The 15788-nt window shown below is 63.9% G+C and carries 13 protein-coding genes and 2 riboswitches; of the genes, 7 read left to right on the plus strand and 6 right to left on the minus strand.

The annotated features are described in order from the left end of the window. Positions 1-89: 89 nt before the first annotated feature. From VRZ77_RS18935 to VRZ77_RS18945, 3 genes are all read right to left on the minus strand, one after another. Positions 90-947 carry a hypothetical protein gene (locus VRZ77_RS18935; RefSeq protein WP_414594139.1) on the minus strand — a complete coding sequence of 286 codons (858 nt, stop codon included), beginning with the start codon at positions 945-947 and terminating at the stop codon, positions 90-92. Between the two features lie 123 nt (positions 948-1070). Further along, positions 1071-1337: a DUF3892 domain-containing protein gene (locus tag VRZ77_RS18940; protein WP_247029129.1), complete on the minus strand. Its 267-nt coding sequence runs from the start codon at positions 1335-1337 to the stop codon at positions 1071-1073. A gap of 203 nt (positions 1338-1540) precedes the next feature. Next, positions 1541-1762 (minus strand): DUF2188 domain-containing protein, encoded by a 222-nt coding sequence (locus VRZ77_RS18945; RefSeq protein ID WP_247029131.1) that lies wholly within the window; start codon positions 1760-1762, stop codon positions 1541-1543. Positions 1763-1916: 154 nt separating this feature from the next. On the opposite strand from VRZ77_RS18945, the gene VRZ77_RS18950 reads away from it, so the two are divergent. The 7 genes from VRZ77_RS18950 (at position 1917) to VRZ77_RS18980 (ending at position 10934) form a co-directional block, all read left to right on the plus strand. Continuing rightward, positions 1917-2249 carry a helix-turn-helix transcriptional regulator gene (locus VRZ77_RS18950; RefSeq protein ID WP_247029133.1) on the plus strand — a complete coding sequence of 111 codons (333 nt, stop codon included), beginning with the start codon at positions 1917-1919 and terminating at the stop codon, positions 2247-2249. Then, the gene (locus VRZ77_RS18955) at positions 2246-2764 is read left to right on the plus strand and encodes an ImmA/IrrE family metallo-endopeptidase (protein WP_414594140.1); all 519 of its coding nucleotides are present in this window, start codon (positions 2246-2248) and stop codon (positions 2762-2764) included. Before VRZ77_RS18950 ends, VRZ77_RS18955 begins: the two co-directional genes overlap by 4 nt. Positions 2765-2768: 4 nt before the next feature. Continuing rightward, positions 2769-4193 carry an exonuclease domain-containing protein gene (locus VRZ77_RS18960; RefSeq protein WP_414594141.1) on the plus strand — a complete coding sequence of 475 codons (1425 nt, stop codon included), beginning with the start codon at positions 2769-2771 and terminating at the stop codon, positions 4191-4193. Positions 4194-4545: 352 nt separating this feature from the next. Further along, positions 4546-5613 (plus strand): DUF4917 family protein, encoded by a 1068-nt coding sequence (locus VRZ77_RS18965; protein ID WP_414594142.1) that lies wholly within the window; start codon positions 4546-4548, stop codon positions 5611-5613. A 202-nt stretch (positions 5614-5815) separates the two neighbouring features. After that, entirely contained in the window at positions 5816-6442 is a 627-nt protein-coding gene (locus VRZ77_RS18970; protein ID WP_414594163.1) for a tyrosine-type recombinase/integrase, read from the plus strand. A 160-nt stretch (positions 6443-6602) separates the two neighbouring features. Further along, positions 6603-6817, plus strand: a riboswitch (cobalamin riboswitch). A 110-nt stretch (positions 6818-6927) separates the two neighbouring features. Next, positions 6928-9795, plus strand: a complete 2868-nt coding sequence (locus VRZ77_RS18975; protein ID WP_414594143.1) for a ribonucleoside-diphosphate reductase subunit alpha — start codon at positions 6928-6930, stop codon at positions 9793-9795. Positions 9796-9818: 23 nt separating this feature from the next. Next, positions 9819-10934 (plus strand): ribonucleotide-diphosphate reductase subunit beta, encoded by a 1116-nt coding sequence (locus tag VRZ77_RS18980; protein ID WP_414594144.1) that lies wholly within the window; start codon positions 9819-9821, stop codon positions 10932-10934. A 45-nt stretch (positions 10935-10979) separates the two neighbouring features. On the opposite strand, the gene VRZ77_RS18985 is transcribed toward VRZ77_RS18980, so the two are convergent. From VRZ77_RS18985 to VRZ77_RS18995, 3 genes are all read right to left on the minus strand, one after another. Beyond that, positions 10980-11735 (minus strand): acyl-CoA thioesterase, encoded by a 756-nt coding sequence (locus VRZ77_RS18985; RefSeq protein WP_414594145.1) that lies wholly within the window; start codon positions 11733-11735, stop codon positions 10980-10982. Beyond that, positions 11732-14095 (minus strand): 5-methyltetrahydropteroyltriglutamate--homocysteine S-methyltransferase, encoded by a 2364-nt coding sequence (gene metE / locus VRZ77_RS18990; protein ID WP_414594146.1) that lies wholly within the window; start codon positions 14093-14095, stop codon positions 11732-11734. Before metE ends, VRZ77_RS18985 begins: the two co-directional genes overlap by 4 nt. 111 nt (positions 14096-14206) lie before the next feature. Further along, positions 14207-14416, minus strand: a riboswitch (cobalamin riboswitch). Positions 14417-14664: 248 nt separating this feature from the next. Next, positions 14665-15768, minus strand: a complete 1104-nt coding sequence (locus VRZ77_RS18995) for a Fic family protein (RefSeq protein WP_414594147.1) — start codon at positions 15766-15768, stop codon at positions 14665-14667. Positions 15769-15788: the final 20 nt, after the last annotated feature.

Consider the following 15788-nt stretch of genomic DNA (forward strand, 5'->3'; position numbering starts at 1 on the left):
AAAGCGGGGCGATGATCGCCCATTCCTCGTCCGTCAATTCGTGGCGGCGCATCTCTCTCTCCCCTATCGAGAGAGGTTGAATCACGCTCCTAGCCGGCCCGCAAATTTATGGGGCCACTGCCTAGGCTATCGAAAGGATCGAGGCCCAACTCCGCGAAGCGCCGCCCACTCTTCTCCACATTTTGAAAGTCGTTGCCGACCTTGGGCCTCGTCTCGATCCCAGCTTGTACCTTGCCGTACAGATACACGGTCTTCAAGGTTGCCTCGAACGCTGTGAGGACATCCTCATGTGCGTTGCCGAGCAAGCGATACGCGAGCTCCTCCTTGCTGTCGGTAAGTGCTTCGGCCATCGATGCCTGATTCCCGACCAGCTCGGCCTCGCGCGCGAAATGCAGGCGGAGGTTCGGAGCGCCACAATCGGGACAGAAAAGGCCGATCGCGAAGACACCATAGTCGCGGCCGCAGTGATCGCAGACCAGTTCACGCATGAGATCCCGGCGTGCGAAGCGCGGCGCCGGCGGCGGCGCACCGCGGGCTAGCTTCATCGAGATGCTGATCGGGCCTTTCCGGGATGTCCGACCACCGAACGCTGACGTCAACATGCCAACGATTGCATCCTCGACATCCTGCATTGCCGCATGCTTCACCACCTCGATAGCCGCGTCGCGATCCTCGGGATGTAGGAAGTCATCATCGGTGCCGACCGCGCCGGTGTAAGGGCAAACACACTGCCTAGAGCGCGGCTCAAGTTTCATGCGGGCGCGCAGGCCGTCGGTCAAAGGTACCTCGGCCGCAACCGGGCCGATCACGAAGTGGCACGGATGGGCATTTTCATTAGGTGAGAAGCGATAGACTCGCCCGTCCGGAGTCCGTGGCGGGGGCACACCGAGTTGCATGTGGTCATCCGTGCCGCCGGTCCTGTACCGGCCAAGTTTCTTGAACTTCATGGCCTTTGATCACTCAAAGTGAGAGAGCACAGAACCCATATTGCTCTCCATCATGATGAATGCCGGAAGGGTTGCGGCAAAAACGGCGGCCGGCCTATGCCGAGCCGCCGCATCTTTTGAGAGCTAGACACACTCGTAGAGCGCCAGCAGGTTGTCGTTCCATTTGCCGTCGGCATAGGTCCGGACATACTTGCCGTTCGGGCCGTTCACAACGCCGACTGTGGCGTGATTGCCGCGCACCAGCGTGTAGAAGCCGTGCGTGCCGGCCTCGATTGACGCGATAACCTGGGAACGGGTCCATTTCCAGCCGTCACCGCCAAGATGGGTGATCCCCTCGTAGGTGTCGTTACGCGGCAACTTGCTGATGCATTTCACCTGAAGCAAAGCCATTTGATGTTCCTGCGTTGGAAAGACTAGTTGGGGCGCGGCCGGGGTGGCTCGGTCGGCGGCGGCGACGGGCGCTCATAGGGCGGAGGGGAAGGCCGCTGGATCGGCGGCCAGTTGCTCGGAATCTTGGCCATTCGTATCACCTGTCGTTCTTAAAGCCGGTGAGGCCGGCGGAAAAAGGGTCGCGCAGGGCGCGACCCTCGCTGTCAGCCCTTCGGCGGAAAGGGATCGTTGCCGTAGGAATCGGCATCACGGATGCGCCCGTCCGGACGGTGGATGATCACCTCGCCACCCTCCCGGATCGCCGTCGACCGCGCAGCCTGGCTTGCCTCGGCCTGGGTGTCGTGAACCGAACCAGCGCGCGAGGCGCCCTCGCGGCGGGTGGCCCATCCGTCAGGGTGAGGAACTACATGAATACGCTTGGACATGACCCGTTCCTTCTGTGGGCCGGCACTGTGTCGGCCGATGGGAGAAGGATTCCCGAGTCTGACACCGGCGTCAACCGTCAACATTAACATGTTTGTAATACAAACAAATGTTTGCAGCGTTGACATACCCCTCGCACCCTACCAAACATGGCGTATGATTGGTGATTCACTCTATGTGGCGTTCGGAGAGGCCGTGGCTCTGAGACGCGACCATCTCGGCATGACGCAGGCGCAGCTCGCGGCGCGCGTGGGACTGTCCCGCGCTTCGATTGCCAATATCGAGGGCGGCCGGCAGAACGTACTACTGCATCATGCCTGCAGCATCGCCGCCGCGCTCGGTCTCTCTGACGTGGGCGATCTTCTTCCCGTTCAGGCAGAGGCTTCGCTCGAGGATCAGGCGCTGACGCTCTCGGAGCCGGTCAGCCGGAATGCGCAAGCGCAGATCAACAGTATGATTGCCAAGGCTACCGCCAAGGCGAAGTCATGAGCAAAGTCGAGGAGGCTCGCGAGAAGGCTCGAGCTATCATCCGGGACTTCCCGGTCCGGGCGCCGCCGGTGCCTATCGAGCGCGTCGTGAAGGCACGCGGAATCGTCCTACAGCACGCGCCGTTGGATGATGAGATTTCGGGAATGGCCTATATCCGCGACGGTGTGAGTATCATCGGCGTCAACGCCCTGCATCATCCCAACCGGCAGCGATTCACGATCGCGCATGAGCTCGGACACCATGTCCTTCATCCCGAGCATCTGCGCTCCGAAGTCCATCTTGACAAGGCGTTTCGTGTCCTGATGCGCGACGGCATGACCTCCCAGGGCATTGACCAACTGGAAATCCAGGCGAATGCCTTCGCGTCGGAGCTCCTGATGCCCACCGCCTTCCTAGAGGACTATGTTGACCCCGCCGGTCTCGATCTTGACGATGACGAGCGCCTCGAAGCCCTTGCCCGCAAATTCCGGGTGAGTACCTCGGCCTTGCGCTACCGGCTGGCCCCGCGCGGGTAGAACCATGACCGGCTTTGTCTTCTTCGATACGGAGACGACCGGGCTGAAGAAGGGTTTTGACCAGATCATCCATTTCGCGGCTGTCCGCACCAACCACGAACTGAATGAACTTGATCGCTTCGAGGCATACTCGCGGCTCCAGCCGCATGTCGTACCGCATCCTGCAGCACTGCTGACCAACGGCCTGCGCATCGGCGAGCTGACCGATCCGGAACGCCCATCCCACTACGACATGATCGGCGCCATAGGCCGGAAGTTGACGGAATGGTCGCCAGCAATCTTCGTCGGCTACAATTCCATCTCCTTCGACGAGGAGATGCTGCGACATGCCCTGTTTCAAGCGCTTCATAACCCCTACCTGACCAGCGGCAGGGGCTGCGGCCGTGCCGACGCCATGGCCCTCGCGCTGGCAGCGCATGCCCTTCCGCCCCAATGCATGATCGCTCCCGTGCGCGCGGACGGTCGGAAAAGTTTCAGGCTCCCCGACATCGCGGAAGCCAATGGCCTCTCCCATGTGCGGGCGCATGACGCCCTTGCCGACGCGCTCGTGACCCTTGACCTGTGTCGGCTGGTCCGGGACCGGGCCTATGATACTTGGCAGCGCTTCCAGCGCTTCGCCAATAAAGCGGCGGTTGCGGATTTCGTGGCATCGGAGGACGGCTTTGTCCTCACGGAGTTCTTCGGTGGTGAAGCGCGCCACCGTTCCGTCGGGCTGCTCGGCTCTGTGCCGGGAAACGCCAATGGCCGTTTCTGTCTCGACCTCACCGCCGATCCCGACCATCTGGCGGAGATGTCCGATGAAGAATTGCGCCAGGAGATCTGCCGCAAGGGGACGCCGGTGCGCCGCCTCGCCACCAACGCCTGTCCGGCGCTGACGGAGTTATGGTCCGCTCCCGCCGAGCTGCTCGGCGATCTCGACGTGGACACGGCCGAGGAGCGGGCCCGGCGCATGAAGGATGATGCCGATCTTTGTGCCAGGATAATCTCGGTCTACACGGCGACATGGGAAGAGCGTCCGCTCTCCCCTTTTCCGGAACGCCAGCTCTACGATGGCGGCTTCCCCGGCGATGCCGACAGTCAGCGCAGATTCGACTTCCACGACGCGCCGCGCGATCAGCGCCTCGGGATTGTCCGGAACTTCGATGATCCCCGCCTGACGACCTTCGGGCTGCGTCTGATCCACGCTGAGCACCGGAGCAGTCTGCCGGAAGCGGAGCGCCTTGCCGCCGACCTCGATCTTGCAGAGAGGCTGGTCGAGGAGCGCGACGGGCCGCTGACGCTTGGCGGGGCCCTCGCCGCCGTCGACGAGTTGATGGCATCCGGCGCTGCCGATCCCATCGGTCTGCTGCCGGATTATCGTGGATGGATCATGGAAAGGATTGAGCGTATCGACCGATTCCGCAGTGAACGCCATTCTGAGGTGAGGTAGAGAGGTAGCAGGCCAACGAAGCCTGGCGAGAAGTTAGAGCGGGTGACGAGTTTTGATCGGTTCGCTGAGTGTCTGGTATTCGCGCTAATCACAACTTCCGCTTATGGCGCGAGGTGCCAAAGATGGGGTAGCGCTCGACTTCTCTGGTGGGCTGTTCGGGATCCGCTGGGAGCGATTTGACTGGTAGCGAAATCCGGTCAAGCTTGAGCGTGTGTGGAGGCCAACCCACCCAACGATCGTCTTCGCTGCGGCGTGCTTCCTAGACGAAGCATCGCGCCTCAGCTTACGGGCGCTACAACGCGCTCTAAGGGGCGCGAGTTCAACTTAATAGGACCGCCAGAGCGGAGTGAACATGCCAATCATTCCGTTTACCGACGCAATCGCCGACTCCGCGCAGTTTTCCAAGCGCCACCTGCTGCTGGGCAACGGCTTCAGCATCGCCTGCCGCGCCGACATTTTCCATTACGGGTCGTTGTTCGCCCAGGCCGACTTCTCCGCCGCGCCGCAGGTCGTCGAAGTCTTCAAGGCGCTTGGCACGCAGGATTTCGAAGCCGCGATCCACGCGCTCGAAAATGCCGCCTCGATCCTCCCCGCTTACGTACCGGCCGACCCTTCCGCCGTGGCCACGATGCTCGACCACGCTCGGATCCTCAAAGAGATCTTGGTTCAGACCATCGCCAAAAACCATCCCCACATTCCCGCCGACATCCCTGACGCGAAATTCTGGGCTTGCCGGCGATTCCTCGCCAATTTCTTGGCCGGCGACAAAGCCGGGTGCGTCTTCACCCTGAACTACGATCTGCTCCTGTATTGGACGCTGATGCATGACGACATGCCGTTCGGACAGGCGCTGGAGCTCGCCAAGAACGATGGCTTTGGCAATGATGAGGATGCACCGGACGCCGACTACGTGGTCTGGCAGGGAGAGACGAACGCACATAGCGCCAGCGTCATGTTCCTCCATGGCGCCCTGCATCTGTTCGACACAGGAAAGGAACTGACCAAGTACACCTGGGTTCGCAAGGGAGTGCCGCTGATCGACCAGGCGCGGGAAGCTCTAGCGAACAACGCCTTCCCGCTCTTTGTCGCGGAAGGTACGAGCGTGCAGAAGAAGACCAAGATCAGGCACAACGCGTATCTGTACCAGAGCTTCAAGCAATTCACTGCGAACGCCATGCAAGGCAAGCATTGCATGTTCATCTTTGGTCACTCCCTGGCCGAGAACGACGATCACATTCTCAATCGCATCGGCCGCGGTCGATGCCGCAAAATCTATGTCGGGATCTTCGGGGATCCGGCGAGCGCCTGGAATCAGCAGATCATGCTGCGAGCACAGGGCCTGGCGGCGCTTCGGTCGGAACGGTGGCCGCTCGACGTGGCGTTTTACGACGCCGCATCCGCTCAGGTCTGGGGCGCCTGACGGGGGAAGGGCATCCAGGCGATGTAGGTGGCCAACCTACCGTTCCAGTGTCCGACGTAGCTCGATCTCGCTCGCAGGTAGGACGATCGGAATGTCGAGTTCCGGGAGGTTCACCAACGTCGGCTTGTGGCGCTCGGCCGACTTTCTGTTCGCGCGTCCGGGCGTTATCTTCAAAGGGGCTGGCTTTCGGAAGGAGGCCATGATGTTCACCAAACAAGGCACTTCGATACAAGGCGTTCCCTGGAATGCCGGCAGGATCATCGGCGCAAAGCCTCCCTTGAAGCCTAAGCATATATGGGCGCTGCGCACGCGGCTGCAAATTGCCAGACGGGTACGCGACCTCGCCATGTTCAACCTTGCCATCGACAGCAAGCTGCGTGGCTGCGATCTGGTCGCACTGAAAATTGGCGACGTATTCTCCGGCAGCGGCGTTCGAGCGAGATCGGTGGTCGTCCAGCACAAGACCGGCCAGCCGGTTCCGTTCGAGATCACCGAGCCGACGAAGGAGGCACTGACTGCGTGGCTAGCAATCCGGCGTGCAAAGGGAAGCGATTGGCTTTGGCCGAGCCGTAGCCACAGCGGAGGACACGTCACCACTCGGCAGTATGGACGTCTCGTCGACCAATGGGTCAGCCTGATCGGTCTCAACCCGGCGGATTACGGAACACACAGCCTGCGGCGAACAAAAGTCTCCATCCTCTACAAGCGGACAGGAAATCTACGTGCCTGCCAGCTCCTGCTCGGCCACATCAAGCTTGAGAGCACCGTGCGGTATCTCGGGATCGAAGTTGACGACGCCTTGAGCCTATCGGAGCAAACGGAGATCTGAGGTTCGGCACTGGCGATCGAATGGTTGCCGATGCCGCTGACCCACAGATTTCTGGGAGCCCCCGCCTCGAGGTCGCGCGACGATCTATTGGTCTCCGCTCGCGGCCCCCCATTCCCTTGGACATTTCTCTCTATATCTTGACACGACCGCGACAACAGTCGCTACATATGGACGTCACGGTCTTTCGGGTCGCAAGATTCGAGAGCTAAGAGGGAAGCCGGTGAGTCTCTCGGGACAATGCCGGCGCTGCCCCCGCAACTGTAAGCGGCGAGCCTGTCGTCCATTCAGCGTCACTGGAACGAGAGTTCCGGGAAGGCCGGGCGATAAGGCGGTGACCCGCGAGCTAGGAGACCTGCTGTGGCAACATAATCGTCCCTGGGCGGGGTGTCCCGGTGGTGCGTTCGCGCGTCCGCCGGCTCCTTGTGCCGTCGTGCCCGCCGATGCGTCGCTCGGCCTTTGCCCCCAATCCTGATTGGGGTTTGCCGATGTCTCTCCTTCATCACGTCGCGCCGGTCGCCGAACCGCCTGTTCTTCCCCCCTCGGCTGGCGCGGGCGAGGCCAGCACGCCGGGTTACCAGCTCATCCGCCGCAATGGCGCGGTGACGCCCTTCGATCCCGCGAAGATCGCGATCGCCCTCACCAAGGCCTTTCTCGCCGTTGAGGGCTCCTCCGCCGCCGCCTCGCGCCGTGTGCACGACATCGTCGCCGAACTCACTGGCCAGATCGTCGCCGGCCTGAGCCGCCGCGCCGATGCCGGCCGCACCTTCCACATCGAGGACGTACAGGATCAGGTCGAACTGGCCCTGATGCGCGGCGAACACCACAAGGTCGCCCGCGCCTATGTGCTCTACCGCGCAGAGCGCGCCCGTGAGCGGGCGGCTGCCAAGCCGATGGCGGGGACCGCCTCCGCCCTGCGGATGAAGGGGTCCGACGGCGCGCTGGTGCCGCTCAACGAGGCCCGGCTCGCCACGCTGATCGCCGAGTCGACCGCCGGCCTCGCCGATGTCTCAAGCGATGCCGTCCTCGCAGAGACACGCCGCAACCTCTATGACGGCATCAGCGTGGACGAACTCGCGCTTGCCCCCATCCTCGCCGCCCGCACCCTGATCGAACGCGAGCCGAACTATGCAAAGGTGTCCGCCCGGCTGCTGCTCGACAAGCTGCGGCGCGAGGCGCTCACCTTCCTGTCCGGCCGTCCGGAGCAGGCGACGCAGGGCGAGATGGCGGCACGCTATGGCGAGTATTTCGCCGCCTATCTCGCCCGCGGCATCGAGGAAGAGCTGATCGACCCGGAACTGGGCCGCTTCGACCTGACCCGCATCGCGGATGCGCTGCTGCCCGAGCGCGACCTGCAATTCGACTATCTCGGCCTGCAGACGCTCTATGACCGCTATTTCCTGCACGCGCGCGGCACCCGCTTCGAGCTGCCGCAGGCCTTCTTCATGCGCGTCGCCATGGGCCTCGCCCTGCGAGAGGTTGATCGCGAGGGCCGCGCCATCGAGTTCTATCGCCTGCTGTCCTCGTTCGACTTCATGGCTTCGACGCCGACCCTGTTCAATGCCGGCACGCTGCGCCCGCAGCTTTCCTCCTGCTTCCTCACAACGGTGCCGGACGATCTCGACGGCATCTTCAAATCGGTGAAGGACAACGCCCTGTTGTCCAAATATGCCGGCGGGCTCGGCAATGACTGGACGCGGGTGCGCGGCCTCGGCGCCCACATCAAGGGCACCAATGGCGAAAGCCAGGGCGTGGTGCCGTTCCTCAAAGTGGCGAACGACACGGCGATCGCGGTCAACCAGGGCGGCAAGCGCAAGGGCGCGGTCTGCGCCTATCTCGAGACCTGGCACGTCGACATCGAGGAATTCCTCGACCTGCGCAAGAACACCGGCGACGACCGCCGGCGCACCCACGACATGAACACCTGCAACTGGGTGCCGGACCTGTTCATGCAGCGGATCGAGGAAGACGGACCGTGGACGCTGTTCTCGCCCGACGAGACGCCGGACCTGCATGACCTCTACGGCCCCGCCTTCAAGACCGCCTATGAGACCTATGAGGCGAAAGCCGCACGCGGCGAAATGAAGGTGTCGAAGCAGCTTCGCGCGCTCGATCTGTGGCGGCGCATGCTGACCATGCTTTTCGAGACCGGCCATCCCTGGGTCACCTTCAAGGACCCCTGCAACCTGCGCTCGCCGCAGCAGCATGTCGGCGTGGTGCATTCCTCGAACCTGTGCACCGAGATCACGCTCAACACGGCGCATGACGAAGTGGCGGTGTGCAATCTCGGCTCGGTCAACCTGCTCGCCCATGTCAGCGCGGGCGGGCTCGACCATGAGCGGCTGGCGCGCACCGTTAAGACGGCGATGCGCATGCTCGACAACGTCATCGACATCAACTTCTACACCATCCCGGAAGCGCGCCGCTCGAACCTGCGCCACCGCCCGGTCGGGCTGGGCATCATGGGCTTCCAGGACGCGCTGCAGGTCCTGCGTATTCCCTACGGCTCGGAGGATGCGGTGCGCTTCGCCGACGAGAGCATGGAGGCGGTGAGCTTCCATGCCATCGCCTCGTCCTGCGATCTCGCCGCCGAGCGCGGACGCTATCCGAGCTTCGACGGGTCGCTGTGGTCAAAGGGCATCCTGCCGATCGATTCCGTGGAAATGGTCGCCGACGCACGCGGTTCGATGGATCTCGACCGCTCGACCACGCTCGACTGGCAGGGGCTGAGGGAGCGGGTGACGACGATCGGCATGCGCAACTCCAACACCATGGCCATCGCCCCGACCGCCACCATCTCCAACATCTGCGGCGTGTCGCAGTCGATCGAGCCGGCCTACCAGAACCTCTTCGTCAAATCGAACATGTCCGGCGACTTCACCGTGGTGAACGAGTTCCTCGTCCGCGACCTCAAGGCACGCGGCCTGTGGGACGAGGTGATGGTCTCGGACCTGAAATATTACGACGGCAGCGTTGGTCAGATCGACCGCATCCCCGACGATCTCAAGACGCTCTACGCCACCGCCTTCGAGGTCGATGCGTCCTGGCTGATCGAGGCGGCAGCGCGCCGGCAGAAATGGATCGACCAGGCGCAGTCGCTCAATCTCTACGTTGCCAACCCCTCGGGCCGGAAGCTCGACGAGACCTATCGTTTGGCGTGGAAGCGCGGGCTGAAGACGACCTATTACCTGCGCTCGCGCTCGGCCACCCATGTCGAGAAATCGACGCTCAAGGGTACCGACGGCAAGCTCAATGCGGTCTCGGCCGTCGTTTCCGCTGCGCCGATCCGGGTGCCGGAAACCATCTTCGGCAACGCGTGCTCCATCAACGATCCCGACTGCGAAGCCTGCCAGTGAGCAGCGAAGAAGGACACATGCATATGCTCGACTGGTCCGAAACCAAGCCTGCCACGCTTCGCCCCGCCTTCGTGCCGCCCGCCGCCGATGCGACGGGGCTCGGCGTGATCGAACGCGGCGCCCCCCGCGTCACGGTGGATGAAAAGCGCATGATCAATGCGCGCGCTGACGTGAACCAGCTTCTCCCGCTGAGATATAAATGGGCGTGGGAGAAGTACCTCTCCGGCTGCAACAATCACTGGATGCCGACCGAGGTCTCCATGCAGGCCGACATCGCGCTGTGGAAGTCACGTGATGGCCTTACCGAGGATGAGCGCCGCATGCTGAAGCGCAATCTCGGCTTCTTCGCCGCCTCGGAATCGCTGGTGGCGAACAACATCGTGCTCGCCATCTACCGCCACCTCACCAACCCGGAATGCCGGCAATATCTGCTGCGGCAGGCTTTTGAAGAGGCGGTGCACACCCACACCTTCCAGTACATCGTGGAAAGCCTGGGGCTCGACGAGGGCGAACTGTTCAACATGTACCGGGAGGTGCCCTCGATCACCGACAAGGCGGCCTGGGCGCTGAAGCACACGCAGAGCCTCGACGACCCCGCCTTCGCCACCGGCACGCCGGCCGCGGACCAGCAGTTCCTGCGTGATCTGGTGGCGTTCTATGTCGTGTTCGAGGGCATGTGGTTCTACACCGGCTTTGCGCAGATCCTCTCGCTCGGCCGGCGCAACAAGATGGTCGGCATCGCCGAGCAGTACCAGTACATCCTGCGCGACGAGAGCATCCACCTGAATTTCGGCATCGACGTGATCAACCAGATCCGGCACGAGAACCCGCATCTGTGGACGCCCGCCTTCCAGGACGAGGTGCGGGGCATGCTGAAGGATGCTGCCGAGCTGGAAGCCGCCTATGGCCGGGACACCATGCCGAGGGGCTTCCTCGGGCTGAACGCGACCTTGTGCGATCAGTACATGCACTTCATCGCCAACCGCCGCTGCGCCCAGCTCGGTCTCGCGCCGGTGTTCGCGGAAGCCGAGAACCCGTTTCCGTGGATGAGCGAGGCGATGGACCTGAAGAAAGAGAAGAACTTCTTCGAGACCCGCGTGATCGAATACCAGAACGGCGGCGCGCTGGCCTGGGATTGAACAGGGGATGATGCCGGCGCATTCGCCTGCGCCGGCATCACAAGGTCACGGGGCCAGTGCGACCGGCCGGTGCGCCTCGTCGACCGCCACCATGACAAAGCTGCCGGTGCCGCAGGGGTGGCGCTCGCCGGTGCCGAGGTCTTCCGCCAAGAGCTTGGTCTCGACGATCATTGAGCTGCGCCCTGCGCGTGTCAGCCGCGCCTCCACCTCGATGATGGCGCCCGGCCGGATCTCGCGTGCGAACTCGACCGCCGGAGCCGCGGCCATGACCACGGCGCGGCGCGAATGCCGCGTCGCCACCACAAACGCCCCCTTTGCCATGAAGGCCAGCGCGCTGCCGCCATAGAGGCTGCCATAGTGGCTGGTCTCACCCGGCATCACGAGATCGGCCATGCGGAGAACATCCGGGCCGTCTTCCACCGCTTCAGACACCGGCGGCATGGTAGCGGGCGTCTCGACCGCCACCATGTTGAACACCCCCACCGTGCAACGTCGCCGCGCGCCGGCGAGCGGTGCTTCGGCCACCATATCGACCTCGACACCGAGCGAACGGCGGCCGACGCGGATGACCCGTCCGGTCAGTTCGACGATGTCGCCAAGCTGTGCGGGTGCCGCGAAGTCGATCCGCTCGCACGACGCCGTGACGAAGTCGGCTCGTGCGTACCGGGCCGCCGCGATGAAGGCGACCCGGTCCATGAGAGCGAGGCCGGCACCCCCGAAGAGGGTGCCGTGATGGTTGGTGGCGCCGGGAAAGACGATGTCGATCAGGCGCGTCGTCCCCGCAGCCGCTGTCCCGCTCATTCGGCAGCCCGCGCGAGTTCGCCGCGCAGGCGATGCGCCGCCGCCACCATGTTGACCAGCGCCGGGCGCACCTCCACCCATTGCCTCGTCTTCAGCCCGCAATCGGGATTGACCCAGATCTGCGCTGCCGCGAGCCGTTGCGCCGCCCGCTCCAGCAGTTCGACCATCTCCTCGACCGGCGGCACGCGCGGCGAGTGGATGTCGTAGACCCCCGGCCCGATCTCGTTGGGGTAGCGATAGTCGACGAAGGCGTCGAGCAGCTCCATCTTCGAGCGCGAAGTCTCGATGGAGATCACATCGGCATCCATGGCCGCGATGGCGGCGATGATGTCGTTGAACTCCGAGTAGCACATATGGGTGTGGATCTGCGTCTCGTCCCGCACGCCCGAGGCGCACAGCCGAAAGCTCTCCACCGCCCAGTCGAGATAGGCGTCCCACTCGGCCCGGCGCAGCGGCAGGCCCTCGCGGATCGCCGCCTCGTCGATCTGGATCATCGCCGCGCCGGCGGCTTCCAGGTCGACCACCTCGTCGCGGATGGCGAGCGCGATCTGCCGGCAGGCGAGGCTACGGGGCACGTCGTCGCGCACGAAGGACCAGTTGAGGATCGTCACCGGGCCGGTCAGCATGCCCTTCATCGGCCGGTCGGTGCAGCCCTGCGCAAAACGCCACCACTCGACGGTCATCGGCGCGGGGCGCGAGACATCGCCGAACAGGATGGGCGGGCGGACATAGCGCGAGCCGTAGCTCTGCACCCAACCATGCCGGGTGAAGGCGAAGCCCGAGAGCTGCTCGCCGAAATACTGCACCATGTCGTTGCGCTCGAACTCGCCATGCACGAGCACATCGAGCCCGATCTCTTCCTGCCAGCGAATGGTGCGGGCGGTCTCCTCCTTGAGGAAGGCCTCATAGGCGGCGTCGCTCAGTTCGCCCTTGCCGTGGGCGGCGCGGGCCTTGCGCACGTCGGGCGTCTGCGGGAAGGAGCCGATGGTCGTTGTGGGGTAGAGCGGCAGGCCGAGACGGGCACGCTGCCGTTCGGCGCGGTGGGCGAACGGGCTGGCACGGCGCGCATCCGCCGGTGTGACCGCCGAAAGGCGCGCGGCGACGGCGGCATCATGTACCTTGGTCGAGATCTTGCGGGCCTCGGCGGCTCTGGCAGAGGCGGCGAGCTTGTCGAGCACCACCTCGCGCCCACCGGCCAGCGCCTTCGCCAGCGTGGAGAGCTCGTCCATCTTCTGCACCGAGAAGGCGAGCCAGCTCTTCACGTCGGGATCGAGCCCGGTCTCCTGTTCGAGGTCGATCGGCACATGCAGCAGTGAGCAGGACGGGGCGATCTCGACATGGTCGGTGCCGCGCTTGCGCACGAACGGTTCCAGCGTGTCGAGAAGCCTCGGCAGGTTGGCGCGCCAGACATTGCGCCCGTCAATGACGCCGAGCGACAGCACGAGCCCCGCCCGCGCCTTGTCCGACACCTCACGCAGTTGCTCGGAGCCTCGCACCAGATCGAGATGCAGCCCAGCGACCGGCAGGGAAAGCGCGGTGTCGAGATTGTCGCCCAGTCGGCCGAAATAGCTGGTGAGCATGATCTTCAGCCGGGGCAGCGCATGGGCGAAAAAGCCATAGGCCTCCTTGAGCGCGGCGCGGGCGGCGTCGTCGAGATCCGTGACGAGGCAGGGCTCATCGATCTGGACCCACTCCGCGCCATGGGCAGAGAGCCGGCGCAGCACCTCGACATAGACCGGCAGCAACTCGCCGAGCAGGCTGAGCGGATCGAGCCCCGGTTCCTTCGCCTTGCCCAGCTTCAGGAAGGTGACGGGGCCCAGCAGCACGGGGCGCGTCTCATAGCCCAGCGCCTTGGCCTCACGGTACTCGTCGACCGGCTTGGCCGACGTCAGGGAGAAGCGCTGCCCGCGGGTGAATTCCGGCACCATGTAGTGATAGTTGGTGTCGAACCACTTGGTCATTTCCAGCGCCGGCACCCCATGTCGCTGGTCGTGCGAATGACCATGGGTGCACGTCGCCTCCCCACCCTGGGCGCCGCGCGCCATGGCGAAATAGGTGTCGAGCGGCGCCGGCCCGCCGGTCCAGCCATAGCCGGGCGGGATCGCCCCCACCATCACCGCCGTGTCGAGCACATGGTCGTAGAGCGAGAAATCGTTGGAGGGGATATTGGTGACACCCTGCGCCTTCTGCCGTGCCCAATTGGCGGCACGCAGGCGCGCGGCCGCCTCCAGCAACGCTGGCGTATTGCTCTTGCCGGACCAGTAGCTTTCAAGCGCGCTTTTCAGTTCGCGGCGCGGACCGATGCGCGGCGTACCGAGGGTGGAAACCGGCACAGAGCCGACGGAATAAGGAAAGTTCATTCGGCTAACCCCAATCAGAATTGGGGGCAAAGGCCGAGCGGACGCGAGGCGCTGCCACGGGCGCGAGGCACCGGCGGACGCGCGAACGCACCACCGGGACACCCCGCCCAGGGACGATTATGTTGTCAGGGCAGGTCTCCTGGCTCGCGGGTCACCGCCTTATCGCCCGGCCTTCCCGGAGCTCTCGCTCCAGTGACGCGGAATGGACGACAGACTCGCCGCTTACAGTTGCGGGGGCAGCGCCGGCATTGTCCCGAGAGACTCACCGGCTTCCCTCTTAGCTCCGGCGGAGGCCAGAGAACCATGACAACGCCAGGATGAGCGCGCCAGCAGCGATTGTCAATCGAGACATAAAGACATCTTTATGTCGGCATATGGCCTGGGTTGCTTCGATTGTTGTCGACAGCGCCCCTCTCAACCAGCTTACGAACCCTTGGCGCGGCAGAGTCCGTTGTCGGCGGCTTGTTCCGAGTCCGCAATTGGCGCATGCTGCAGGTTCAAGGGGATCCCTCGCCGAGGGCTTCCGAAAGAGCTCCAACGGTTGCGCCACATGCTGCCCGGTCACCGCTTTACGGCAGGTTCAGGTAGTAACGGGTATATCGGCGCTCTCCGGTTCGCGTCAGAGCGCCCTTCTCGACCAGGTCATGCAGGTCGCGCGTGGCGGTGGGGCGTGAGGTGCCGGTGATGGCGAGGTAGTTCTCCGCGCTCAGGCCGCCCGTGAAGCCACCGGGGCCCTCACGGAACAGGCGGGCGATCACCTTCTCCTGCCGTTCGTTCATCATGTAGCGGAAGCGGTCGTAAAAATGCGCCTTGGCGATGTGGAAGGCGACGCGGCCGAGCGTCGTCTGCTGGGCCGCGATGATCGTTTCCGCAAAATAGACCAGCCAGCCCGTGACATCGAGCGTCCGCTGATGGACCTCGAGCTGATCGTAATAGGCCTTGCGATGCTGCTCGATGGTGTGGGCGAGCGCGATCAGGGTCGGTTGCCCGATGTTTTGGGCGAGGGATTTTTCAGCGAGGGTTCGGCCGATGCGGCCGTTGCCATCCTCGAAGGGATGGATGCTCTCGAAATAGAGATGTCCGATCCCGGCCCGGGTGAGTGCTGGCAAGGGCGTTCCACCGTCCGGGGCCGAGCCATTGAACCAGGCGAGATATGCGGCCATCTCGTCCGGCACCCGAGAGGATGGCGGCGCCTCGAAATGCACCGTCGGCCGATCCTGGCGGCCGGACACAATCTGCATCGCGTCTTCATGGCGGCGGTAGCCGCCGATCGTTTCCAGATGCCGGCTATCCGCCATCAGCATGCGGTGCCAGCGGAACAGAGTATCGGCGTCGAGGGGATCCGCCCAGCTCCGGTAGAGATCGACCATCATCTCCGCGATGCCGCGTTCCTTTGGCTTCACATTGCGATTGTCGGTGTCGAGGCCGAGCTGACGGCGCAGGGAGGATTGCACGCTGAGGCGATCTAGCGTCTCTCCTTCAATCGCGCTGGTCTTGACCGCCTCGTCGCTGAGGAGTTCGATCCGCAGCAGGTCGCGCTCGCCCTCGCTGACATGCCGGACTGCGCCGATCACCTCGCCGGTGAGCAGCAGGAACCGCCGCTCCAACGGTTCGAGGGCAACCGGATCATAGGCAAAATGCGGCCAGCCGTGCTGCGTCCAGTTCCACACCATGAGCGATAAAGTCTCCCACT

The organism is Ancylobacter sp. G4_0304, assembly GCF_047501495.1.
Classification (GTDB): domain Bacteria; phylum Pseudomonadota; class Alphaproteobacteria; order Rhizobiales; family Xanthobacteraceae; genus Ancylobacter.